We start from the raw sequence: 23,252 nt of genomic DNA, 5'->3' as shown, positions 1-23,252 counted from the left end.
AATCAACCGCCGCAGGAAGTTCCTATGCTGCAGGCAGGACGACCCGGCGGCTTTGGTCCGCGCCCCGGCGGGCGGGGAGGTCCGGTCGTCAAGCCGAAAAATTTCAAGGCGACTCTGCGCAGAATATGGAAATTCGTCGGTACCCAGCGGAGGATGCTGGCCGTCGTATTCCTCTTTATTCTGGTGGACGCCTTGGTTACTTTGACCGGCCCGTACATTATCGGGAAGGCGGTCGATTCCATGACCGCCTCCAACGGCTCGGTTCACTTTCAAATGCTTGAGATGATGATCCTGGCTCTGGTTGCGGCGTACTTGACGGACGGCGTGCTGACATTCCTGCAGAGCTGGTTTATGGCCGGGGTATCACAGCGGATCGTAGGTAACCTGCGAACGACACTGTTCGCCAAGCTGCAGAAGCTGCCCTTGTCCTTCTTCGATTCCAGACCGCATGGGGAAGTCATGAGCAGACTGTCCAACGATATCGATAACGTGAGCAATACGATCTCGCAATCCACCACCCAATTGATGTCGGGGACGATTGCGATTGTCGGATCCTTGACGATGATGATCATTTTAAGTCCGCTGCTGACTTTGGCTACACTCATCACCGTGCCGCTGGTTTACATTCTAGGCAAGACGATAACGAAGAGAACCAGCGTACTGTTCAAGGAGCAGCAGGCCCAGCTGGGCAAGCTGAACGGCCATATCGAGGAGACGATTTCCGGCATTCATGTCGTTAAGGCATTCAACCATGAGGAGAAGGCGATTCACGAATTCAATTCCGTGAATGATAAGCTGTATGAGGTGGGGCTAAAGGCGCAAATTTTTTCCGGCTTCCTGATGCCTCTGCTTGCCGTTATCAATAACATCGGCTTCGCGGCTGTTGCGATCGTCGGAGGCGTACTGGCTGTCAAAGGACACATTACGGTCGGGGTTATCGCCAGCTTCCTCAGCTACTCGCGTCAATTCGTACGGCCGCTTAATGAAATGGCGAATACGTACAATATTCTCCAGTCCGGGGTTGCAGGCGCTGAGCGCGTGTTTGAAGTCCTGGACGAGAAGGAGGAGCCGGCCGATTCGCCTGACGCTATCGAGCTGAAGGATACGAAAGGGCATGTAGTCTTCGATAATGTGACCTTCGGCTACAGAGCGGATGTTCCCATCTTAAAGAATATCAGCTTTGAATCCCCGCAGGGAAGCAGTACGGCACTGGTCGGTCCGACCGGTGCGGGGAAGACGACGATCGTGAACCTGATTACCCGGTTTTATGACATTCCGTCCGGCACCATCTATATTGATGGCCGTGACATTAAGGAATATACCCGGGACAGTCTGCGAAGATGCTTCGGGATCGTGCTTCAGGATACCTATTTATTTTCGGGGACGATTAAGGAAAATATCAAATACGGCAAATCGGATGCTACGGACGAAGAAGTGGAGATGGCGGCCAAGATGGCCAATGCCGATGCCTTTATTAAGAGACTGCCCAAGCAGTATGATACGGAGCTGTCCGAGAATGGAGGCAATTTAAGCCAAGGGCAGCGTCAGCTGCTCGCTATCGCCCGGGTCATCTTGGTAAAGCCGTCCATTCTGATCTTGGATGAAGCGACGAGCAGCATTGATACACGGACCGAGCTGCATATACAGGATGCCCTGCTGAAGATTATGGAGGGCAGAACCAGCTTCATTATCGCACACAGATTGAATACGATAAGGGATGCCGATTCGATCATGGTCATCGATCATGGCGAGATTGTGGAGCAGGGAAGCCACGACAAGCTTATCGAGCGTCAAGGCACCTACTATCAAATGTTCTATAATCAGTTTCGTAATATGGAAGGCTCTCACTAGAGCCTCAAATCAAGACCTGGCTCCGCTGATGCGGGGACGGGTCTTTTTTTGCATTGGAAGCTACGAGGCCACCGTGAAGTAACAGGTTCTGCTTCAGCCATGGATTGCGTGGTTATTATTGTTTTCTATACTACAGATGCCCATGGGCCATGACAAAAATAATAAATAATACAAGGATAACGACAAAAATTTGTAATTTTATTTAATCTAATCGTTCTGATTTTGTACATGAACATAAATTTTATGGTCAAAAATAGCAAACTTTCAGCCGAATAACAAAAATGAGCCTAGAGTTGCCGGAATGAATTTGATTACAATGTGAAGCATAGTTTTTCAATTCCATAAATTAGGAGGGTGTGATTCTGATAAAGATCTAATCATAGAAAAGCACCTTGTTCTAAAAATCAATATGAAGCGCTTACATACCACCAACACTGAAAGGGGTTTTATCGATGAACAAAATAATCTCTTTACCATGCTCCGTCGGCTTGACGGCATCCATGCTCATGACCTTGCTGGCAGGCTGCAGTTCAACAGGCGCCCCGGCGGGGGATGTGGTCGGCTTGCCTAGGACAGAGGAGGCAGCGGATAAACCTGTCAAACTAAGTGTCACTTCAAGAGCAGGGTTGACGACAGAGCAGTTTGATCAACTGTACGGAAAATATTTGAAGGAGAAGTTCCCGAACTACACGTTCAATTTTATGCAGCAGAGGGGCAGTAAAATTAACACGCAGGATATGGTGACGGCAGGCACTCCGATCGATTTGATGTTCGAATCGCTGTCAAGCTTGATTGACGGGGTCATAAACCCCGGGCTGGGGTTTGATATCAGTCCGCTGATCAAGAAGGAAAGTGTCGACCTGAACCGGTTCGAACCCGTGGCGCTTGATGCCATGAAGGCGATGGCCGGAGGGCAGCTGTACGGTCTACCCAGCTCCATGCAGGCGATGTCCCTGATGTATAACAAGGATATTTTCGATAAATTCGGGGTTCCCTATCCGAGGGACGGGATGACTTGGGATGAAGTATTCGGCGTTGCCAAGCAGCTGAGCAGAAAAGAAGACGGAATTCAATATTTGGGTCTGGTTACCTCCACCGGACATGTGCTGAAGCTGAGTCCCTTCTCCCTTCCTTATGTTGATGTTCAGACGAACAAATCCACATTGGGTGACGGCAGGTGGAAGACGATTTTGACGACGATTTTTAATGGGCAGCTGGAGGAGCCGGGGTTTAGCGATTATGTGAGGAATAATAAGAATAAGCTGCCTGGCATGGACCAATTCATTAAGGACCGCAATATTGCTATGTGGGTATTTTTCACGGATACGGCCTTCTTCCCGGGGATGGATGAAATGAATTGGGATATGGTGTCCGTCCCGACCTATAAGGAGGTTCCTGGTATGGCGGCTCAGGTGTACCCGAATTATATCTGTATCTCCAACACAAGCAAAGAGAAGGACGCAGCTATGAAGGTACTGAACTATTTAACGTCCGATGAATTTCAGCTTACGCTGTCCAAGGCTGGAACGATCAGCGCATTAACCACGCCGGAGGTGAAGAAGGCGCTTGGTGCGGACTATGCGAAAAAAGTGAATTGGGGCGCTGTGTATTACCATAAGTTTGCGGCAACTCCGGCTAAAGGGCCTTATGAAAATACGGGCGAGAAGCAGCTGACCGATCTGATCCCCTCTCTATACACAGGAGAGCTGGATGTTAACAGCCTTCTAAGAAAGGCGCAGGAGGAAGCGGATAAAGCGATAGCTTCAGCCTTGAAGAAATAGGCACTTTGAGTGAAGAAATAGTGCAAATTAAGGACGAAGCGGGCAGCCCGTTCCGTCTGTTCAGGTTCCAGAATTCACGGATTTAATCATTTTCTTGTAGGCGGAAGGCGACATCCGGGCGACTTGCTTGAACTTGCGGTTAAAATGAGTCGTGTTAATATAGCCGACCTGTTCGGCAATGTCGGTCATCTTGAGCCCGGTCTCCTTAATCAGCCTCTGCGCTTCACGAATTCGAAAGGCATGGATATATTCCGTAAAATGAAAGCCCGTATGCTGCTTGAACAACCGGCTTAAATACGAGTCGCTGACATGAAACCGCTCTGCGACGGAATGCAAGCTTATCGGCTCGTGATAATGCAATCCGCAATAATCAAGCACCGTCAAAATCGTGCGATGAAGCCGGCTATGAGGCACTTCCGAGCTCTCGGAAAGCTTGCGGATCGAGAACAGCAGCAGCTGTACGACGAGCGTTTTGAAATACAGCTCCCGTCCGTGCAGGCCCGTATTGCCATATTCGCGAATCAATTCGAGCATTATATGCTCGATGCGGCTCTGCTCCTGAAGGTTCAGCTCCAGCAGACAGCTTTCTTGAAAGGGCAGCAGCAGGTCGGGCTGCTCTTGCAGGAATGGCTTGATGAAAGCGTCGCTGAAATAGAGGACGATCCGCTCATGCTCGGGATGCGAGCCCTCCATCGTTTTGTGGAGCTGATTTTTGTTGATGAATACGAGGGAGCCCTTTTTGACCAGGAACGTTCTATCCTCAATGTAATATCTGCGTTCCCCGGCTAACAGATAATAGATCTCGTAGAAATTATGGTAGTGATATTTGATAAAATTGTATGTCTCTGCCCGTTTAGCGACAGATATGGAGAAATTGCTGTGCAATGAGAGCCGCCTCCCCAGGGAATCGTAAGCAAGCGCTGTCACCGGGCCTGCTATGTACAAGAATAACAAATGAACCGGGGATGTCAACGCAGTGGATTCAGACATCTTGCGGCAGCTTGGAAGGGTGCGATATGATGAAGCTTGGTCGGACAGCCCGAATTACGGTGCTGTTACTGCTATTATGGATAACAGGATGTGGAGATGGAATGACTTCGAAAGAGCAAGGCAATGCAGTACATAACATGGGAGAGGAATCCGCTTCCCGACAGATGACGGTTTACTTGGCAGGCGACTCCACCGTATCGAATTACACGGCGGACCGGGCTCCTCGCGCGGGATGGGGACAAATGATCGGAGGCCTGCTGGACAAGCAGGTGAACGTGCATAATGCGGCTTCCTCCGGAAGAAGCTCCAAGAGCTTTATTGACGAAGGCAGACTGGACCCGATCTTGGAGCAAATCGGCAAGGGGGATTACCTGCTCATTCAGTTCGGACATAACGATGAGAAGAAAGAGGACCCTTCAAGGTATACGGAGCCGAATACGACGTATAAGAGCTTTTTGAAGCAATACATCGACGGGGCCAGGAACAAGGGGGCTGAACCGGTTCTGATCACTCCGGTGGAGCGCAACGGCTTCGATGCCAACGGGAGGCTTAAAGATTCCCATCGTTTCTTCACGGAAGCTATGAAATCGCTGGGGAAGGAACTGAAGGTTCCTGTCATCGACTTGACGGCCAAAAGCAAGGCGCTGTTCGAGAAGCTGGGACCCGAAGCAACCAAAGAGTTGTTCTTGCATCTTGAGCCAGGGCAAAGCCCGAATTATCCGGAAGGCGTTCAGGATAATACGCATTTTTCCGAACGGGGTGCGCTGGAAATGGCGAAGCTCGTCGTGGAAGGCATCGTGGAGCTGCAGCTTCCTCTGAGCCGGCATGTGATTAAATAGCAGGTGCATCCTGAGAACTGTAACGACCGGGGGAGGGCATCCCAACGGGTTGTGATACTAATTCCCAGTTTCTGCAAGTTTGTCGACAAACTCACATTCAATGGATCCCGGATAACAGGGGTCCATTTTTGCGTCCGAAAGTAAGCGATTGCATGAAAACCGCATTTTTTTATAGGCTATTTCTGCCTTCTTTGTAAAATGAACAAAAATATGAAATTTATGGGCAAAAATTATGAAGATTGTTCAATTTCTTTATGATATTGTTAAAGTGACTAAAAAATGAAGCGCTTTCTTAAAGAGGAAAACAGGGGGGATTTGAACATGATAAAGAAAAGTTTAATCGTATCGACGGCCATGCTCGTCGCCTTAACGACGGCCTGCAGCAGCAAGCAGGGAGCGGAGGGGACTTCGAGCGATGGAAATCAGAAGCAGGGAGTAAGCAATGAGCCGGTGGAGCTGGTGCTCTACTCGACTTCAGCAACCTCCGAGGAAGAAATAAAGCAAAAGTTTAGCGACCCGATCAAGGCGAAATTCCCTAATATTACCATTAAGTATATTAAGAAGGGGACCGGCACCACGATTGATGAAATGGTAGCCTCCGGTCAAACGATCGATCTTTTTTACGAAAGCACCAACTATTTCTATACGGTAGATAAATACGGTCTTGCTTATGACATGTCGGATCTGATCAAGAAAAATAACATTGATTTAAGCGCTTTCGAGCCGACCATGATTGATTTTGCCAAAAATATGTCCAAGAACGGGATTTATGGACTTCCTGTAAGCTCCATGAACGTAATCCTGTTCTACAATAAGGATATTTTCGATAAATTCGGCGTTCCTTATCCGAAGAACGATATGACCTGGGAAGAGCTGGCGCAGGTAGCCAACACATTAACACGGGCAGACGGAGATAAGCAGTATTTGGGCTTCGCCGCATCCCCTGCACATACGATTAAAGCGAATCAGCTGGGATTAAACTTCCTTGATGCGAAGACGGATAAACCGACGATCAACACGGATGAAAAGTGGAAGCAGCTGTATCAAACGTATTATATCAATACAGCCAACAACCCTGGTTACAAGAAGGCTATGGTTGGCTTGAAAAACAAACTTCCCTATAAAGATCCGTTCCTGAAGGACAGAAACCTCGCCATGATCGCTTATTTATCCGATTTGGATTGGGCGGCTGCCGGCTCGGAAGGAATGAACTGGGATATTGCCGCATTGCCTACTTTCAAGGAGCTGCCGAAGATCGGTTCACAGGCTTATCCGTTCTATTGGGGCGTAACTCAGCAAAGCAAGCATAAAGAAGAAGCGATGCAGGTTATTCAATATTTGACTAGCGTTGAGTACCAAACGAAGCAGGTTCGCAACGGAACGATGACCGTTCTGAAGGACGATGCGATCAAGAAGCAATTTGCGCAGGACAGCAAGTACAAGGATAAAAATACGAGCGCCTTGTTCTATAACCAATACGCTCCTATGCCTGTGCGTTCGGCCTATGAAGGAGAGGCGCAAAAGGCTTACGAGGATGCTATTCATGAGGCGGCTCTCGGAGACACGGACATCAACTCCCTGTTCCGTAAAATTGAAGAAACGGCGAACAAAGCCGTGGATGCAGCTAAAGCAAAAACCAAATAAGAAGCAGGACCTTTCAAAGCACGGGATTTCGAGCGATCGGAACCCGTGTTTTTGCATTATAGAATGTATCAATGTTCGGTGAGGGAGCAGGACTACCGCTCGTTTTCATGATTTTATATGCCATGGAATGGCTTGGGATGGTTTTTTATGCTATGTTGCTTATAATAAATATACCAATGATAATGAACTTAATCCCTATATCTGTGCGGGGAATACTATGGTTACAAGCACCAACGCGGGAGGACAGGCCATGAACAAGGAAGAACAGGTCGTTATGGCATTCAGGGACTTATTCAATAAGATGGTTTACCTTAATAAGTCTAAGATGGAAGACAGCCTTAAAGGTTATAAGCCTTCTGAAGTACATTGTATCGAATACATTGGAAAAAACGCAGATTCTAATGTGACAAAGCTTGCGGAGGCCTTTTATATGACTCGCGGTGCCATAAGTAAATTAACGAAGAAGCTCATAAACAAAGGCCTTATCGAAAGCTACCAGAAGCCTGATAACAAGAAAGAAATCTATTTTAGGATTACGGAGCAGGGGAAAGTCATTTATAAAATCCACGAGGAGCTGCATAAAGAGTTTCAAGAGCGGGATCATGCCGTATTTGAGCAGGTAACCGAGGAACAATTTGATAGTATGCTCAGCTTCTTAGAAACGTATAGTAGGCATTTGGATGCGCAAATAAAGAAGCAGGGTATGGATATGAAGTCGGAACAAGATGAATCATGAAAAGCCGCTCACAGGCAGCCGGACTCTATGGAGAACGGGCTGTCTTTTTTATTGCTGATATTTTGGTGACAAGGAAACAAAATTGTGATACGATGATTTTGTTTCCGAGGAATCAAAATTGCAGTGAGGAGAGAAAGTAAGTGTCCAAATTTCGATCACATAATGAACAGAACACAGCACAAGCCGTAGATAAAAAAACTTTACTCTTCGGTCTTATGTCCGTGTTTCTTTGCGGAATAGGCTTCAGTATCATAACCCCTGTCGTCCCATTCCTAGTACAGCCTTATACAAGTAATCCGGGAGATCAAGCTGTCGTTGTTACGCTGCTGACCTCTGTTTATGCAGTCTGCGTGTTTTTTGCGGCCCCCGGACTTGGAGCTTTGAGCGATAGATATGGCCGTCGTCCATTACTCTTGATAAGCCTCTTGGGTTCTGCAATCGGGTACTTCGTTTTCGGTATGGGAGGAGCGCTATGGGTACTATTTGCCGGGCGCATAATAGAAGGTATAGCAGGCGGGAGCATAAGCACTCTCTTCGCCTATTTTGCTGACATCACTCCCAGAGAACAGCGCACCATATATTTTGGCTGGGTGAGTGCGGTTGCAGGTGTAGGCTCCGCCATTGGCCCAGCTCTAGGAGGGTTGATTGCCAAGTTTGGTTATTCTGCACCTATGTATTTTGGCGCCATAATAACTTTACTAAATGTTGTTTATGGATACTTTTTTATGTCGGAGAGCCTTGGCAAGAACAACAGACTGGAAAAGATCACCATTGTAAGACTAAATCCATTCACACAGCTTGTAAGCGTGCTTTCCATGAAAAACTTAAAAAGGCTGCTTGTCTCGGCGTTCTTACTTTGGATTCCCAACGGATCTTTACAGGCCGTTTTTTCACAATTTACGATAGATACTTTCCATTGGGCACCTGTACTCATCGGACTTATATTTTCCATTATGGGCGTTCAAGACATCATTTCCCAGAGCTTCATTATGCCAAAGCTTTTGGTAAAACTCCGTGATGCACAGATAGCCATTCTTGGAATGGTTTCGGAGATTATAGGCTACAGTCTTATTGCGCTATCGGCTTTGTTCTCATTCTACCCTCTTCTTATCGCGGGGATGTTTCTATTCGGTTTTGGCGATTCGATCTTCGGGCCTTCATTCAATGGAATGCTTTCCAAGTCTGTCGATGCTAGTGAACAAGGCAGGATTCAAGGAGGCAGCCAATCTATTCAGGCTTTAGCAAGAATAATTGGGCCAGTCGTTGGAGGCCAAATCTATGTATCCCTTGGCCATGTCGCTCCCGCTTTTATGGGCGTGATCCTTATAGCAGCGGCAATACCCGTTTTGTATAAGGGTACGTTGTGTAAATAAGTAAAGACTTAGTTCTTTATTGAAGGACTAGGCTGTGTTTTTTGGTTCCGCTGTTATATGTAGAGCTTGGGTCCAGTGGTATAATATAGGAAAGGAGCTGATAGTATGTCCAAAATGGTCTGTGTTCATTCCTTAACTGCAGAGCAGGAACAGCGTATTCGTCAAGCGGCGCCGGGGTGGGAGCTGATCCACAGCAAGGAGAAGGAGATATGGCTGCCGCATCTGAAGGAAGCGGAAATCGTCATCGATTGGAGAGCTTCCTGCGAATCGGAATGCTTGCGGCCCGATGCCAAGCTGCGTTGGGTACAGAATTGGGGAGCGGGAGTAGACAAGCTTCCTTTACAGGAATTGGCGTCAAGAGGCATTATCCTTACGAATGCCAGCGGTGTTCATGCGTTCCCGATCTCGGAAACCATATTCGGGATGATGCTCGGCTTTACGAGAAAGCTGCATCTTTCCATACGAAATCAGCTGGAGCGGAAATGGAAGGGTGCAGGAACGCTCGGAGAAATTCATGGGAAAACGATAGGAATTATTGGCGTTGGAGCCATTGGAGAAGAGACCGCACGAATAGCCAAGGCATTCGGGATGAAGGTGCTTGGCGTCCGCAGATCGGGCGGATCCAGTGTGTACGTAGATCAGATGTACGATAATAGCGGCTTGGAGACGGTTCTTCGCGAAAGTGATTACGTGGTCGTAACCCTCCCGCTAACGGACGAAACCAAGCATCGCTTCGGCAGAGCCGAGTTCGAGCAGATGAAGCGAACCGCGATGTTCATTAATATCGGGAGGGGCGGTACGACGGATACGGAAGCCTTGGTGGAAGCATTGCAGAACGGGATTATCGCCGGGGCAGGTCTGGACGTGTTCGAGCAGGAGCCGCTGCCGGAGTCAAGTCCGCTCTGGAGCCTGGATAATGTGATTATGACACCGCACAATTCGGGATCGACCGATCAATATAACGAACGGGCTTTTGAAATCTTCATGCACAATTTGCAGCAATACATTCAAGGGAACGAACCGGCTATCAATCGGGTCGATTATGACCTGCAGTATTAACGGTTACTCGCGAGCCTCATCAGGGTCCCGGCTGTTGGAAGAACGAGGCCAGCTGCGGAATTCGGATGGGGCTACGCCTATTCTTTTTTTGAACGCTTTGGAAAAATGAAAGATGTCATGGAACCCCGTAGCCATCGCAATTTCCCCGATAGACATGTCGGAGGTCATCAGAAGCTGCTTCGCTTTCTCCAATCTTCTTTCATAGATATAGGCCATCGGCGTCATACCCAGATGATTTTTGAAAAAGCGGATGAAATAATTCGGATGATGGTGCACCAGATCGGACAGCTCGGTAATGGTCAACTCCTTGGTCAGATTGGCGTCGATATATTGAAGCGCCGTGCTCAGCTTATTGCTGGCTAATGTTGCGGGAGCTTGGGGTGCGGCTTGCACCGCTTGTTCAATATAGCAGGAGATGACCGCCAAAAGTGCGGATTGGAGTCGAATCGATTTGGCCGGCCCCGAGCCGTTTTTGTACTCGAACACTAATTTTTCAAAAGCCGATATAACGGCATCATGATCTGTCGATGTAATGCAGAACGGAAGGTGAAACAAAGTGAACAAGTTCATTAAGCTGATATTGGACGTAAAATGACACCAGAACATTTTGTATGTATGGCTCGTATTGGTAACAGAGAAATATTGGGAAAGACCGGCTGGTGCGAAGACAAGCTGCCCCGGCTTGGGGAACAGCTCCTGACCGCCTACCATCATTTTACCTTCGCCGTCCAGAATGTAATAGATCTTGCTATACGTCGGCATAAAAGGCCCCTGTACCCAGTTAGGCTTGCACTTGCTCAGCAGTGAAATCATAAGCTCGACCTTAACTTCAGACAAAAAGTGACTGATTGCCGTTTCATTTTGAGTGACCATAGGTTTTAACCACCTTGAGGAGAGTCATTCCAACTCGATAAAAGTTAGTTTGGTACAAATATGAGTTAGCCGCATCCATATGGATTATAGCATACCAGGCGTACAATAGAGGAGCAGTCAGAAAATAGTGGAGGTTCCTATGATTAAAAAAGATATGTATATGGACAATGCGGAGGCGGAAGCTGTCGAGCAAGGAATAGCATCCACGGAATATACGGAAGAGGTGCAGGACCGGAGACTTGCCTGGTGGAGAGAAGCACGGTTCGGCATGTTTATTCACTGGGGCTTGTATTCCCTATTGGGCGGAGTATGGAAGGGCAAGGAAGTGCCGGGCGCCTATGGCGAGCATATTATGCTGAGAGGACAAATACCGGTTAAGGAATATGAAGCTTTGGCGGAGGAATTTAATCCGGTGAGCTTTGACGCCGAAGCTTGGGTGAAAGCGGCCAAAGCAGCCGGTATGAAATATTTGGTCATTACCGCCAAGCATCATGACGGCTTTGCGCTATACGATTCTGCTGTATCTGATTTCAACATTGTGAAGCGTTCTCCGTACGGGCACGATCCGATGAAGGTCTTGGCGGAGGCATGCCGCAGGCATGATGTGAAGCTGTGCTTCTATTATTCCCATTCGATGGATTGGCATCACCCGGATTCACAGGGTAACACCCACGACTATCCTAACAATATCGGCGCGTGGGACCCGCTGGAATCCTGGATCGACGACGAGGATAAACGAACGCGCTATGAGCGGTACTTGAATGAAAAAGCGTTCCCGCAGCTGAAGGAGCTGCTGACCCAATACGGCGACGTAGCGATTATCTGGTTCGACTGCGGGCATAAAATAACGGATGAGCAGGGGCAGCGTTTTGTTGATTTTGTACGCAGCCTGCAGCCGAATTGCCTGGTCAACCGCAGGGTGAGAAGAGACGGCTTCGGCGATTACGGCAATTCCGGGGACAATCAGCTGCATATTCGAATCAACCGCAAGGATTGGGAATCGATACACACCATGAACAACTCCTGGGGCTACAAAAAGACGGACCATAACTGGAAATCGGTCAAGAGCATTTTGCATAATATGATCGATGTGTTCAGTCTGAACGGCAACTATTTGCTCAATGTCGGCCCGACTCCGAAAGGGGAATTCGATGACAAATCGAAAGAGATTCTGCGGGATATCGGTCAATGGATGAAAATCAACGGGGAAAGCGTGTATGGCACGACCGGCAGCCCGATCGGGAAGCCGCAATGGGGGCGCTGCACAGCCAAAGGGCAAACCCTGTATCTGCATGTGTTCGATTGGCCTGCCAGCGGCGAGCTGATTGTGCCGGGGCTGCGCAATCCCGTCGTCAAGGCGTATTTGCTGGCGGATGAACGCAAAGCACCGCTTGCACACCGTCGTCTGAACGAAGAGGATATTGCAATATCCGTTCCGGGTGCGCCGCTTGACGCCAATGCAACTGTGGTTGTGCTCGAGATCGAGGGAACCGTCGATGCGAATCCGGTTAAACGGCTTCATCGCAAGGATCATCTGAATGTGTTCGGAGCCTTTGACGGGGATATTGAAGGCAGTGAGCTCAGATACGATACCGGGAAAGCGGGCCGTGACGTCGTAACGAACTGGACGAACGCAGCAGACCGTATTACATGGACCTATCGGGCGGCAGAGGCAGGTGCCTATGAAGTCAAGGTGGTCTATGGCGCAGAGGAAGGCACGGCGGGCGGCACCTTTGTCGTGGAAACCGCAGGACAGAAGCTGTCCGGTCAGGTGACTCCCCAAGGCAATGGCTACTCCTTTATAGACGAGACGCTAGGAGTGATCCGCTTGGATCAACCGGGTGAGTACAGACTAACCGTCAGCGCGGATTCCATATCAGGGGAAGCTCTGATGAATTTGAAGGAAGTTCAGCTTAAGCCTGTTGGTGAAACGATATAGGGTGTTTTCAAGTATAATGCAAAAAAACCGGAAAGTCGCTGAGATTGCGCACTTCCGGTTTTTTGTTTGACGATCTAATAGGTAATCTGCTGGCCGGAGGCTTTATCCAGGAAAACCGCCGTATTATAAGTGACGCTCAAGCTCATGCCTGCATCGTCGATGACGACTTTGGAAACGGTATTCTTGCTTGTATCCGTATAAACGGGCGTCACAGCAAACGCTTCATAAAGGGTTCCTGACGATGCTGTTTGCGGCATGAATTTGGCGACCGCACAGATCACATCTCCGGCATCAAAGCTCACCCCGCTGGATGAGTCGATCACATTGACGCGAATATCATCGGTGGACTGGATGTTGCTCTTGCCGGACTTCACGTCCCACCAAATGTTGGAGCCGATCAGCTTCTCCAGCGTTTGATTATAATTAGTGCTGGACATCCATTCCACGCCGCTGCCGACATTATTATCCGCTTTCAACTGCGGCCATCCCTGGATAAAGACATTATCCCGATAATTGCTTGCATTCCCGATTTTAAGAACGCTGCTGGTCAAAGTGGAAGCAGCAGCCGAGCTTAAATCGAGCACGCTGGATATGTTATTGCCGTCATAAATGTTCACAATACGCGTGGTATTGGAGAAGTTAGGCAGCCCGATCATGACGTTGGATGATTTCAGAGTGACCGGGGAATTGAACTTGATCATCGTAATGTGATAGAGAGAAGTTCCGTCGGTCAGGTAGCGCGTCTTGATACTGGCGTTGGAATTGGTGTCTGTTCCTGTCACGGTGCGCAGTGTATAGTTGTCCGTGCTGTTGTAATAATTGTTGGGAGTAACGACCGCGGCATTCCATACACCGTTCGAGTCTTTGTAATAAAAGCCTTCCGCCTTCTTGCTGTTATAGATAATATTCTCGGTAAAAGACGTTCCGTTCACGGAAATTTCTTGAGGCTGGTTCAGGCTCCTGTCAAAATAAATGGATACATTGCCTCTGCGCAGCCCTACGTTATTATTTACGATCGGTTGTGCTGTAGACCACGGGGAAAAATATTGATGCAGCATGATAGTCCCCATGGCGCGATGTCCGTAAATTTGAGAGTTGGAGCCTGCCGTAGAGATGGCGCCGCTGTTCAGTCTGACCCGCCCCATATCCGCTCCCAGAGCAGCGCTGTAGTAGTTGTAGCCCAGGACGACGGCGGCATCCGTAATACTTCCGGATATTTCATTGTGGCGGGTCCCCCCGTGCATCGTGCCGCTTGCTGATAATCGATAGTTCATGTATTGAGCTTGTGACAGGGCATCCGCCTGCACGTTTGCATCCGGGGATGAGCCCATTAAGCTGAGCAGAGCTGCCATGAAGCTTAATTGAAAACCGCTGTAGTGCGTTTCGAATCCGCCCTGTTCGAAGAAGACTTTGTAGCCCTGGAGCGTTCCGATCTCACATTCCCTATATCCGTGTCCAGGAACATAAGCGGGGTTAGCGCATTTGGATGCTTGGGCATTGTCAAGATTAGACCCGGGGAAGCCGGTGTTATAATAAGCTTTGGCTTCGTTCATAAGATTCGTATCGTTGTACAAGGAACCGAGCAAGTACCCTCCATATATCATTCCCATCACCTGATTGGGTGTTCCTTACGGGTTGTATTTTACAACTCGAGACAGCCAGCGCCAATGGGAGTAAACCTGCTCTTTCAAGATATCCTTCTGGGCCTGGGTGAACAGATGGTCCCCGGTGATTCCGTCCGCTTGCAGGATCATCGCTTTAAAGACCAATGCCCAAGCAGTAGTAGGGAAGGAGGCCGAGCCGCCTGCAGGATTCCCGTTCGTAAGGGAATAAGCCGCCCAATGCTCACCCTTGCCTAGCTGGCGCAACGCACTTGTATCTGCAGGATCTGTCGTCCAGTCCCTGTTGGCAATAGCAAAGCTCAAACCCCTGTTGGCTGCCGGAGCAACCCTGGCATCCGTTTGCCCGCTATGGTGATACCAATAGGTGAGCAGCGCGACAGCCCCCCAATCCGCATTTCCAATCTCCGTATTGTCGCTTCCGGTTTCAAAGTTTCCGTTCGGTACCCCGCCAGGGGATTGTTCTCCGCTCAGAATCGCTTCCTTCTCCTTGGTCAGCGCATCCATAACAGAAGCCTGATCGGGAAACATAGCAGTCAGTGCAGCCTTCGTATAGGTGAAATCGGCAGCGCCCCAGACTGGTGTACAGACTGCTGATGCGAGCAAGATGACGGCCGTAAAACCGATGATCCAACCTTTTTTTATCATGAAAATCCCTCCGGGTTACAATGTGGGTAGAACCATTTGAAGAAAGCGCTATCAAGGCTTCGTTTGGTTATCGCCTCCTGTATGCTTTAGAATGATATAAGCGATATTCATTATAAAATAAGGAGGTTTCTTCTTACTCCCGGTTTATTGTGAGAAAATATGAATATATTGCGGATTAGTGAGTCTTATGGAAAGACATTAGAAGGGGGTTATCAAGATGAATTCTGCAGCACAAATCTATTGGGACGAGTTCAGGAAGGGGAAGGATATACCTGCGAAAGCAGATGCATGGCAGTTTGGCGCTAATCCGGACCAATTGGCTCAACTAGTCATTGAAGGAGTGAAAACAGCCACTTGTTCTGCTTATTTGTTCTACGAATTAGAGAATCAGCAGATACCTTCTGTCGGTGATTATAACATTATTTTGAACAGTAAAGACGAGCCGGTAGCTATCATCCAAACCGTAGAAGTTAGACTCCTTCCAATGAACGAAGTTCCAGAGGATTTTGCTATTGCGGAGGGAGAAGGCGATCGAACCTATAGATACTGGAGAGAGGAGCATGAAACTTTTTTTAAGAACGAGCTTCTCAGGCTGGGGAGAGAGTTTACAGACGATATTTTGTTAGTGTGCGAGCGGTTTAAGTTGATTGATGTCCGTAGGAAGACCGGTTTTTAGGAATCCATCAGACGGATATCAGCCGCGCGTAATTGTAATAAATGGAAAATTGAGCGATGCTGTTCATGGTACTGAATACCAACAAACTATACCAGATAAAGGGGTCTTACCATGAACACTAAAAAAATCATGCTTATTTTCGGCACACGTCCGGAAGCGACCAAAATGTGTCCTGTCGTACAAGAGCTGAAGCACTACCCGGAATGGTTTGAAACGAAGGTTGTCGTGACGGGGCAGCATCGCGAACAGCTGCAGCAGCCGCTGTCGCATTTTGGAATCGTACCGGACGTTGATTTGGGCTTAATGAGGGACAATCAGTCATTGGCCTATTTTACATCGGCGGCCATATCCGGGCTCGACAGTGTCATTGCGGAAGATAAGCCCGATATGATTCTGGTCCATGGAGATACTCAGACGGCCCTGTGTGGAGGCTTGGCCGCATTCTTCCATCAGATTCCGGTAGCGCATGTGGAGGCCGGGTTGCGTTCGCATCATAAATGGTCCCCCTGGCCTGAAGAGATCAACAGGCGAATGGTTGACGTAGTGACGGACGTATTATTCGCACCGACATCCGTAGGGCAAAGCAACTTGATAAGGGAAGGGTATGCTCCGGATTCCATCTTTGTAACGGGACAGACTGCGGTAGACGCGGCGATCTCAACCAACAAGCCGGATTACCGGTTTCACAACGATAGGCTCAATCAATTGATTCAGCATCCCGGAAGAATCATAACCATGACGGCTCATCGGCGGGAAAATATCGGGGAGCCTATGAAGCAAATGTTCAGAGCCGTTCGCCGAGTCGCAGACGAGCATCCAGATGCGATCGTCATCTATCCCGTACACCTCAGTCCTGCTGTTCGAGAGCTGGCCTCCTCCATCCTGTCCGACCATGAGAGAATTCATCTGCTGGAGCCCATAGACTATCCGGATATGATCAATCTGCTTTCCCGCTCCTACCTGATTCTGAGTGATTCGGGCGGATTACAGGAAGAAACGCCAGTTTTTCACAAGCCGCTGATCCTGATGCGCGATACGACGGAACGGCCGGAGGCGGTTGAAGCGAATGCAGTGTTTCTTGCCGGTACCGAGGAGGAGGCGATTTATAGGATTGCGGCTGATCTTTTGAATGACAGGCACATATACGATCAGATGGCTCATGCACCCAATCCTTTCGGCGACGGCCATGCCTCACGCCGTATTGTTCAATATTTGGCGTATCATTTCGGATGGTTGCCCGAGCCTCCGGAACCGTTTCGGAGGTAAATGAACCACCTGCCGCAGCAACCAGCTAATGGCACAGACCTTTCCGTACCACTGAAGGAAGAGAGCGCTCCGCTAGCCATGCGATGCTTTCCTCAACATCGGATTGTAAGCCAGGACAGCCTGTATGTTATTATGGAGAGGAAAGCAAGGAACTATCGTATCATGGGAGGTAAGCATGAACCATACCATTAAATTCGCCATTATCGGCGGAGGATGGCGCACTCATTTTTATTTACATATTGCTAAGGCCAGTCCGGAACGCTTCGAGGTCGTTGGAGCGGTCGTACGGGATGAAGAGAAGCGTCGTGATCTTGAGAAAAGCTATGGTGTAAAGGGATATGCAACACTTGAGGAGCTGCTGCGATCGGAGACGCCATCGTTCGTCGTCGTGTCCGTGTCATGGGCGTCATGTCCTGATATTCTCAAGCAGCTTGCCGAGCTCGGAATTCCCGCATTGTCTGAAACGCCTCCGGCGCCGGACCTCGACGCCCTTATTGATCTGAATTCCACTCTCCATAGATTGGACGCGCGTGTCCAAGTGGCGGAGCAATATCCGTTCCAGCCGCTGCACGCCGCACGGCAGGCATGTATCGATTCCGGCCGTATCGGCCGAGTATCGCAGGTGCAGGTATCGGTAGCCCACGGCTACCATGGCATTGCCTTGATGCGCAGGTGGCTCGGCGTCGGTTATGAACCGGCTGTCATTCGGGCGTTTACCTTCGAGTCGTCGCTTATTGCCGGGCCATCCCGTGCGGGAGCGCCTGCTTCCGAGCAGCTGACGGTGTCGAAGCAGACCTTCGCATCTTTGCAATTCGCCGGCGGTCAGCTGGGCATGTTCGACTTTACGGGTGACCAATATTTCTCCTGGATTCGGTCGCCTAGGGTGCTAATACGAGGGGAAAGAGGAGAAATCGTCAACGAGACCATGACGTATTTGCTCGATTACCTGACACCTATCGAGACGCCTCTGATTCGCAAGGATGCCGGGGAGAACGGGAATCTGGAAGGATATTACCATAAGGGAATACTGGCCGGCGATCAATGGGTATACCGGAATCCGCTGGCTCCCGCAAGACTGACGGATGATGAGATTGCCGTAGCGACCTGCCTGTTGAAGATGGATGAGTATGTTCGTACCGGGAAGTCCTTCTACAGCGTGGCTGAGGCGTCCCAGGATCATTATTTCCACCTTCTTATCCAGCAGGCGGCTTCCAGCGGCGAGACCGTGACCTCCGTCAAGCAGCCATGGGCGGAGAAAGCATAAACGGCAGCATGACATATAAGATAGCTTCGGCTGTCGCGCAAAAATAGGCTCAAAGAGCCCCTTCCAATGCGAGTTTGCATAGGGAAGGGGCTCTGTATGTTATCAGGTTGGACAATATGCCATCAAGCAAGCGGCGATAGGCTGCGTTCGAGCTTCAATGAAAAGGACAGCCATTCATTGCTTCATGAGATCTCTCAGGGGCAGGGGCCGGATCTGGTTTCGTATCGGCTGAAGCGTAAGGTGCCCGCTGATAAGAATAGCTTGGTTTGACATCGAATTCCGTGAAATAATGGTCCCAAATCGGCGTTGCCGTCGGTGACATCGGGGGAATGAGCCACGACCATTTGCCGTTCACCTTGCGTCCGGCTTCATGCTCCTGCTTCTCAAATCTCATAAACTGCTCGGCGGCAGTATGATGGTCCACGATGCTGACGCCCTTGCTCTTGTAAGAATGCAGCACCGCCGCATTCAGCTCCACTAGGGCGCGGTCCTTCCACATGGTGGAGTTCGAGGACCGGTCCAGTCCCATCAGATCGGCTATCAGGGGAAGCTGGTTGTAGCGGGACGTATCGGACAGGTTGCGCGCCCCGATCTCTGTTCCCATATACCAGCCATTAAACGGTGCCGCAGTATAGCTAAGCCCTCCCATATCCAACCGCATGTCCGATATGCAGGGGACGGCGTACCACTTGAGGCCCAGTTCGGCAAAACGATCGATAGTCGGATGGACTATCGGAACCTCCAATATGAGTTCAGGAGGAATGGGGTACCATCTCGGCTCCCGTCCATTGATTTGTATAACGAGCGGCAGTACATCGAACGGGGTCCGTTCCCCCTGCCATCCGAGCTGCTGGCACTGCTTCGTAAAAGCGACGGAGGCGGGATCTCCGATGATACCGCGATCCGTTTCATAGCCTGCGTAACGAATCAATTGATGATTCCAGATTCGGATTGTCCGTTCTTCGGTTTCAGGCGCGAACAAGGTAATGGCCGGCCGAATGCGGCCGCCATTCGTAGCATATTCAATGTGCTGCCATAGCGCCTCTGCAATGGCATCCTCTGTTGCCAGCTCCCTTTTGTCAAAAACCTCCAGGGACGACCAGAACAGCCTGCCGATACACCGGCTGTTGTTCCGCCAGGCCCATTTGGCGCCGAAGCGCAATTCATCTATCGTATGGGAATAAGTTCCGGTTTGGTTGATGCTCTCCGTTATTTCTTGTATCCGCCGCTCCGCTTCCTCAGGGGGCTTTCCGGCCTCGGCATAGCCCAGACGAATGAAGGAGACGGCCTCCGTTAGCTGCTTATGATTCATACGCTGATCCTACTTTCGTACGTTCATTTTTGTACCCCTTTACTATACTGTATAGGATACGGCGGCAGCATACTCAGGTTTGACAAGATTGTGGACCGGATATATGATGTTGTCAAACTGTCACTTTTTAAGGAGTGAATCAAGATTGCCGCGTAATGTGGTACGGGATCAGGAAGCCCGTAAAGAACGAAGCGAACAAATATTAAGCGTAGCTGTAGAGCTGTTTGCCAAGAAAGGCCTGGACGCTACCAAAATATCCGACATTGCGGCGAAGGTAGGAATCAGCCATGGCTTGGTATATAACTATTTCCGATCCAAGGAAGAAATCTATGCTTCCTTAATTAATAAAAACTTAGACAGGATGAGAGAACAACTGGAGGAGGTCGTTCAAATGACGGCTTCTCCGGTGGAGAAGCTGACTTTTCTGGTCGAGCACATGGTCAGGGATAAGTGGGAGGAGGCGTTGTTCCATCAGTTGTTCGTGGATCAATTGCTGGCCTCCGACAGCATCGCGGATGAAATCAAAGAGTCTTTTCGCAAACGTATAGCCGAGAATCTGGATACGATAGCCGGAATATTCGCTGAAGGCCAGAGGAACGGAGAGATTTTAGCAGGGAATCCGAAGGAGCATGCTTTGTTTTTGATGTCGTGCATCCGGGCTTCGAGCTTATGCCAGAGGCAGGAGCTCTATATCCGATCGGATGCCCGCAGCATCCTGCAATATTTTATTTCTCGATAACATATCATTCATAAGGCCGGCCCGGATTTTAATGGTCATGCGGGGCCGGTTTTTTTATGTTGAAACCGCACATATGCAAAGAAAGCAGGAAAGTTTTCTCTTCATAAATTCACAACTTGACTATAAGTCAATTTATAAGGTAAGGTGTTAAAGCACCCCTCATAACTATAGAGAAACGGATAGAATTTTATCATAAGGGAGAGAACCAAAGAGATGAATACAGCTCAAAACCGAACATCCCCTCTCGTCCTGCTGATGGCTAATATGTTTATTGCCATGCTGGGGATTGGTCTCATTATTCCCGTGCTTCCTGAATATTTGAAGGAGTTCGGGGCTGGCGGGAAAACAGCAGGTTATCTTGTTGCCGCATTTGGTCTGACACAGTTTCTATGCTCGCCGATCGCCGGAGAGTGGTCGGATAAGTACGGCCGTAAAATCATGATCGTTTCCGGTCTTGCTTTATTTACTTTGTCTAACTTTTTGTTCGCCGCGGCGTCCGACATCTGGATGCTTTACTTATCCCGATTGCTGGGGGGCATCAGCGCGGCTTCCATGATTCCTTCCATTATGGCTTACATAGCCGACGTAACCACGGAAGAGAAGAGGGGCAAGGGGCTAGGCATGCTGGGTGCGGCCATGTCACTTGGATTTGTTATCGGTCCCGGGATCGGCGGCTTCCTGGCGGAGCTCGGCCTGCGTACTCCTTTCTACGTATCCGCCGGAGTAGGGGCTCTCGCCATGCTGTCTTCCCTGCTGCTGCTTCCTGAATCGTTAACCAAGGAAGTGCGGCTGGCCAACCGGCAAAAGGTCGTGGAAAAGGTCAGCATGATGACGCAATTTGCCAAATCGTTCAAAGCGCCTTATTTCATTTATTTGCTGCTTATTTTTACTTTGACCTTCGGGTTATCGAATTTTGAAGCGATTTTTCCGCTGTTCGTAGACAAGAAATACAGCTTTACCGCACGTGACATCTCCGTTCTCATTACGGTCGGAGCGTTGATCGGGGCCATTATTCAGGCCGTTCTGATCGACAAGCTGATCCGCAGATTCGGAGAGCGCACATTAATCAACAGCACGTTCCTGTTGTCGGCGGCTTCGCTGATCCTTATGCTGCTGTCCGGGAATTTCTGGTATATATTGCTTGTTACCTTGTTTTTCTTCACGTTTACTTCCATCATGAGACCTGCTATTAACACGTTATTGTCCAAGATGGCCGGAGAGGAGCAGGGCTTCGTTGCCGGAATGAATAATGCTTATATGAGTCTCGGGAATATTTTCGGACCGGCACTGGCGGGTATCTTATTCGATCTGCATCTGGATTTCCCTTATATTTTCGGTGCAGTCATCCTGTTCCTCAGCTTCGGCTTGTCTGTAATGAAAGGCAGATCAAGAGCGGTGGGAAGCCGGTTGAAGACAGATACGCAGTAATGGACGCTTGCGGGGCTTGAAAGACCTCATCAACCGAGAAAAAAAGAGTGTATAATTGGGTAGATAAAGCTAAGATCTTAAAAAAAAGTACTTGGTCCTGAGGCCAGGTACTTTTTTTGTGGACTTATATTCGCTTTATCGAACAGGTTTCTAAAGCGTTCTTTTTCCTATCCAAGATAACAGCAATCCGTGCCGGGCGATAAGATATCAATTGACAGCTGCCGCAGGCGCGGACTCCCAAGCAGGCGGCATACGGGATGGCGTGACCGCATACGCTATAATGTGGCAGCTGTGAATCGATGAACCCCCAAAAAACTTGATTTAACGACGATGATAACGCTTGCAAAATGAATGGATCCGGATTACAATCAAGACAATAGCAAAAAAGAATAGCTTCTCAGGCAACGATGCCTTGGGTTCCAGGAGATGCGGTGGCAGCCGGTCTCCTGCGAGCCCGGGCATCTTTTTGTTTTTTCGGCGGCTGACAGCCGTCAATTGATAACGAAGAGGTGAGGGAGTGAAACAACAACCGATCCGTGCCGTCCCGCTTGCTGTCAGATTGATCGCCAACGTCGATAAGGGGCTGGCCTCCAAGCTGGAGTTAAAGCCGCACATCCGCAGCATCGGGCTGTTTACGTCAACCATTGACGACGTAGGATATACGGCCGTCGACGAGGCGACGAAGAAGGCGGCTGTAGAGGTCGTCTATGCCCGCTCGTTTTATGCGGGGTCGGGTCATGCATCTGGTCCTCTCTCCGGTGAATTTATCGGCATGCTTGGCGGGGAGACGCCGGCGGAAGTGAAGAGCGGTCTGGATGCGGCCATTGCTCTAATGGAGGGCGCAGCCTGCTTCTATTCCCTCAACGAGGAGGGAACGCATGCATACTACGCCCACGTTGTATCCAGAACCGGCTCTTATTTATCCAAGGTAGCGGGTATCAACGAAGGGGAGCCGCTCGCTTATTTGATTGCGCCTCCGTTGGAGGCTGTATATGGCCTGGATGCGGCGCTGAAGGCGGCGGACGTGACGATATGCCAATTCTACGGACCTCCTACCGAAACGAACTTTGCCGGCGGCTTGCTGACAGGCTCGCAATCGGCATGCAAGGCGGCGGCCGACGCCTTTGCAGATGCGGTGCAGCAGGTTGCCGGCCTGCCGGTCAAATTTGGTTGAGGAGCAGGTGATCAAGCGTGAGCACTCAGTCGAAGCCTAAT

General features: G+C 49.5%; 19 protein-coding genes. 14 read left to right on the top strand and 5 right to left on the bottom strand.

The genetic code is table 11. The annotated features are described in order from the left end of the window. Nucleotides 1–24 precede the first annotated feature (24 nt). On the top strand, nucleotides 25–1,851 hold the full coding sequence (locus B1728_RS14510) for an ABC transporter ATP-binding protein (RefSeq protein WP_256865360.1): 1,827 nt from the start codon (nucleotides 25–27) through the stop codon (nucleotides 1,849–1,851). A gap of 452 nt (nucleotides 1,852–2,303) precedes the next feature. Further along, on the top strand, nucleotides 2,304–3,632 hold the full coding sequence (locus B1728_RS14505; protein WP_079910935.1) for an ABC transporter substrate-binding protein: 1,329 nt from the start codon (nucleotides 2,304–2,306) through the stop codon (nucleotides 3,630–3,632). A 60-nt stretch (nucleotides 3,633–3,692) separates the two neighbouring features. Here the strand turns inward: B1728_RS14505 and B1728_RS14500 are convergent, their stop codons facing one another. Beyond that, entirely contained in the window at nucleotides 3,693–4,517 is an 825-nt protein-coding gene (locus B1728_RS14500; RefSeq protein ID WP_179136016.1) for a helix-turn-helix domain-containing protein, read from the bottom strand. A 206-nt stretch (nucleotides 4,518–4,723) separates the two neighbouring features. On the opposite strand from B1728_RS14500, the gene B1728_RS14495 reads away from it, so the two are divergent. From B1728_RS14495 to B1728_RS14470, 5 genes are all read left to right on the top strand, one after another. Continuing rightward, nucleotides 4,724–5,461 carry a rhamnogalacturonan acetylesterase gene (locus B1728_RS14495; RefSeq protein WP_179136015.1) on the top strand — a complete coding sequence of 246 codons (738 nt, stop codon included), beginning with the start codon at nucleotides 4,724–4,726 and terminating at the stop codon, nucleotides 5,459–5,461. Nucleotides 5,462–5,782: 321 nt separating this feature from the next. After that, the gene (locus tag B1728_RS14490; protein WP_179136014.1) at nucleotides 5,783–7,105 is read left to right on the top strand and encodes an ABC transporter substrate-binding protein; all 1,323 of its coding nucleotides are present in this window, start codon (nucleotides 5,783–5,785) and stop codon (nucleotides 7,103–7,105) included. A 250-nt stretch (nucleotides 7,106–7,355) separates the two neighbouring features. Next, nucleotides 7,356–7,841, top strand: a complete 486-nt coding sequence (locus B1728_RS14480) for a MarR family winged helix-turn-helix transcriptional regulator (RefSeq protein ID WP_079910931.1) — start codon at nucleotides 7,356–7,358, stop codon at nucleotides 7,839–7,841. 140 nt (nucleotides 7,842–7,981) lie between these two features. Then, nucleotides 7,982–9,214, top strand: a complete 1,233-nt coding sequence (locus B1728_RS14475; protein ID WP_079910930.1) for an MFS transporter — start codon at nucleotides 7,982–7,984, stop codon at nucleotides 9,212–9,214. Nucleotides 9,215–9,319: 105 nt separating this feature from the next. Further along, a complete protein-coding gene (locus tag B1728_RS14470) occupies nucleotides 9,320–10,273 on the top strand; it encodes a D-2-hydroxyacid dehydrogenase (RefSeq protein ID WP_079910929.1) in 954 nt (317 codons plus the stop codon). A 3-nt stretch (nucleotides 10,274–10,276) separates the two neighbouring features. Here B1728_RS14470 and B1728_RS14465 read toward each other — a convergent pair whose 3' ends face one another. Then, nucleotides 10,277–11,146 carry a helix-turn-helix transcriptional regulator gene (locus B1728_RS14465; RefSeq protein WP_079910928.1) on the bottom strand — a complete coding sequence of 290 codons (870 nt, stop codon included), beginning with the start codon at nucleotides 11,144–11,146 and terminating at the stop codon, nucleotides 10,277–10,279. Between the two features lie 139 nt (nucleotides 11,147–11,285). On the opposite strand from B1728_RS14465, the gene B1728_RS14460 reads away from it, so the two are divergent. Next, on the top strand, nucleotides 11,286–13,085 hold the full coding sequence (locus B1728_RS14460) for an alpha-L-fucosidase (RefSeq protein ID WP_079910927.1): 1,800 nt from the start codon (nucleotides 11,286–11,288) through the stop codon (nucleotides 13,083–13,085). A 74-nt stretch (nucleotides 13,086–13,159) separates the two neighbouring features. Here the strand turns inward: B1728_RS14460 and B1728_RS14455 are convergent, their stop codons facing one another. Continuing rightward, a complete protein-coding gene (locus B1728_RS14455; protein ID WP_144027867.1) occupies nucleotides 13,160–14,698 on the bottom strand; it encodes a hypothetical protein in 1,539 nt (512 codons plus the stop codon). Between the two features lie 15 nt (nucleotides 14,699–14,713). After that, nucleotides 14,714–15,352 carry a hypothetical protein gene (locus tag B1728_RS14450; protein WP_079910925.1) on the bottom strand — a complete coding sequence of 213 codons (639 nt, stop codon included), beginning with the start codon at nucleotides 15,350–15,352 and terminating at the stop codon, nucleotides 14,714–14,716. A 217-nt stretch (nucleotides 15,353–15,569) separates the two neighbouring features. On the opposite strand from B1728_RS14450, the gene B1728_RS14445 reads away from it, so the two are divergent. From B1728_RS14445 to B1728_RS14430, 3 genes are all read left to right on the top strand, one after another. Then, nucleotides 15,570–16,028 carry an ASCH domain-containing protein gene (locus B1728_RS14445; protein WP_079910924.1) on the top strand — a complete coding sequence of 153 codons (459 nt, stop codon included), beginning with the start codon at nucleotides 15,570–15,572 and terminating at the stop codon, nucleotides 16,026–16,028. 111 nt (nucleotides 16,029–16,139) lie between these two features. Beyond that, a complete protein-coding gene (gene wecB / locus B1728_RS14440; RefSeq protein ID WP_079910923.1) occupies nucleotides 16,140–17,294 on the top strand; it encodes a non-hydrolyzing UDP-N-acetylglucosamine 2-epimerase in 1,155 nt (384 codons plus the stop codon). A 175-nt stretch (nucleotides 17,295–17,469) separates the two neighbouring features. Further along, nucleotides 17,470–18,558 carry a Gfo/Idh/MocA family protein gene (locus tag B1728_RS14430; RefSeq protein ID WP_079910921.1) on the top strand — a complete coding sequence of 363 codons (1,089 nt, stop codon included), beginning with the start codon at nucleotides 17,470–17,472 and terminating at the stop codon, nucleotides 18,556–18,558. Between the two features lie 154 nt (nucleotides 18,559–18,712). Here the strand turns inward: B1728_RS14430 and B1728_RS14425 are convergent, their stop codons facing one another. Beyond that, nucleotides 18,713–19,870 (bottom strand): nitric oxide synthase oxygenase, encoded by a 1,158-nt coding sequence (locus B1728_RS14425; protein ID WP_079910920.1) that lies wholly within the window; start codon nucleotides 19,868–19,870, stop codon nucleotides 18,713–18,715. 145 nt (nucleotides 19,871–20,015) lie between these two features. Between B1728_RS14425 and B1728_RS14420 the strand changes: the two genes are divergently transcribed. From B1728_RS14420 to eutL, 3 genes are all read left to right on the top strand, one after another. Continuing rightward, on the top strand, nucleotides 20,016–20,609 hold the full coding sequence (locus B1728_RS14420; protein ID WP_079910919.1) for a TetR/AcrR family transcriptional regulator: 594 nt from the start codon (nucleotides 20,016–20,018) through the stop codon (nucleotides 20,607–20,609). Nucleotides 20,610–20,822: 213 nt separating this feature from the next. After that, nucleotides 20,823–22,037 (top strand): MFS transporter, encoded by a 1,215-nt coding sequence (locus tag B1728_RS14415; protein WP_079910918.1) that lies wholly within the window; start codon nucleotides 20,823–20,825, stop codon nucleotides 22,035–22,037. Between the two features lie 517 nt (nucleotides 22,038–22,554). Continuing rightward, complete coding sequence (gene eutL, locus B1728_RS14410) at nucleotides 22,555–23,211, top strand: ethanolamine utilization microcompartment protein EutL (protein ID WP_079910917.1); 657 nt, start codon at nucleotides 22,555–22,557, stop codon at nucleotides 23,209–23,211. Nucleotides 23,212–23,252: the final 41 nt, after the last annotated feature.

The organism is Paenibacillus sp. 32352 (assembly GCF_002042965.1).
GTDB classification, from domain to species: domain Bacteria; phylum Bacillota; class Bacilli; order Paenibacillales; family NBRC-103111; genus Paenibacillus_S; species Paenibacillus_S vulneris.
Note: the sequence above shows the minus strand (reverse complement) of the source record. Positions and strands in the feature narration are given on the sequence as shown.

Excerpts from the sequence above, each read along its gene's own strand:
- B1728_RS14505 (WP_079910935.1), top strand. The coding sequence starts at position 2,304 with ATGAACAAAATAATCTCTTTACCATGCTCCGTCGGCTTGACGGCATCC.
- B1728_RS14495 (WP_179136015.1), top strand. The coding sequence starts at position 4,724 with ATGACTTCGAAAGAGCAAGGCAATGCAGTACATAACATGGGAGAGGAA.
- B1728_RS14470 (WP_079910929.1), top strand. The coding sequence starts at position 9,320 with ATGTCCAAAATGGTCTGTGTTCATTCCTTAACTGCAGAGCAGGAACAG.
- B1728_RS14445 (WP_079910924.1), top strand. The coding sequence starts at position 15,570 with ATGAATTCTGCAGCACAAATCTATTGGGACGAGTTCAGGAAGGGGAAG.
- B1728_RS14490 (WP_179136014.1), top strand. The coding sequence starts at position 5,783 with ATGATAAAGAAAAGTTTAATCGTATCGACGGCCATGCTCGTCGCCTTA.
- B1728_RS14450 (WP_079910925.1), bottom strand. The coding sequence starts at position 15,352 with ATGATAAAAAAAGGTTGGATCATCGGTTTTACGGCCGTCATCTTGCTC.
- B1728_RS14425 (WP_079910920.1), bottom strand. The coding sequence starts at position 19,870 with ATGAATCATAAGCAGCTAACGGAGGCCGTCTCCTTCATTCGTCTGGGC.
- B1728_RS14430 (WP_079910921.1), top strand. The coding sequence starts at position 17,470 with ATGAACCATACCATTAAATTCGCCATTATCGGCGGAGGATGGCGCACT.
- B1728_RS14480 (WP_079910931.1), top strand. The coding sequence starts at position 7,356 with ATGAACAAGGAAGAACAGGTCGTTATGGCATTCAGGGACTTATTCAAT.
- B1728_RS14415 (WP_079910918.1), top strand. The coding sequence starts at position 20,823 with ATGAATACAGCTCAAAACCGAACATCCCCTCTCGTCCTGCTGATGGCT.
- B1728_RS14510 (WP_256865360.1), top strand. The coding sequence starts at position 25 with ATGCTGCAGGCAGGACGACCCGGCGGCTTTGGTCCGCGCCCCGGCGGG.
- B1728_RS14460 (WP_079910927.1), top strand. The coding sequence starts at position 11,286 with ATGATTAAAAAAGATATGTATATGGACAATGCGGAGGCGGAAGCTGTC.
- wecB (WP_079910923.1), top strand. The coding sequence starts at position 16,140 with ATGAACACTAAAAAAATCATGCTTATTTTCGGCACACGTCCGGAAGCG.
- B1728_RS14465 (WP_079910928.1), bottom strand. The coding sequence starts at position 11,146 with ATGGTCACTCAAAATGAAACGGCAATCAGTCACTTTTTGTCTGAAGTT.